Genomic DNA, 647 nt, shown 5'->3' with positions numbered 1-647 from the left:
CGGCTCGAGCCATGGGTGGCTGCTCCTGAAGGTCGCCCCATCAATATCCTGTCTGAAAAACTCATCGATAGAAAAAGCATGGAAACGGTATATCATCCCGAAACTGCCGCGCAAATTCTCCAAAACTCTCCTTGGTTGGAAGGATTCGGAAAATTTGAGAGTACAGAAAATGGTATACGCTGGGTAGGTGATGACGGGAAGATCGTAGAATATAGTAATCAAGAACTACAACAAGCAGTAGATTATTTAGAAGAGTATGAGGATATTCCAAGAGATTATTTGCCTTATATTCAAGAAGCAGACGTAGTTATGTCGACAGATAATGCCTTAATGATTGCAGTGAAATTCGTTAAAGAAAATAAGGAAGAAATTGTTACATTCATTGTTTTATCGGTAGCAACAATCGCATTGGCGTATTTCTCCGCCCCTGCTGCCTTGGCAGGCTCAATCATGTTCGCCCTCCGTTTGGCAGTATTTGCACCTGCCTTAGGGGCTTCAGCCGACCTTTGGGCGGCAGACGAACGTTTTGAACAGCGTAGTAACTGTTATGCTTACAAATATCTTGTAAATAAACCCAAAGGTTCGACATACGAACCCAATGAATACAAAATTACCCACTATGTCCCGTGGCAGGCTTGCGAGAAAAA

General features: G+C 43.1%; 1 protein-coding gene. It reads left to right on the top strand.

The annotated features are described in order from the left end of the window. Nucleotides 1-15: 15 nt before the first annotated feature. Nucleotides 16-647 (top strand): hypothetical protein (locus HMPREF3066_RS07705; protein ID WP_168160666.1); only part of this gene is annotated, 632 nt, incomplete at its 3' end.

The sequence above is a fragment of the Neisseria sp. HMSC03D10 genome, assembly GCF_001807625.1.
Taxonomy (GTDB): domain Bacteria; phylum Pseudomonadota; class Gammaproteobacteria; order Burkholderiales; family Neisseriaceae; genus Neisseria; species Neisseria mucosa.
This window is presented reverse-complemented; position numbering and strand designations above follow the sequence as displayed.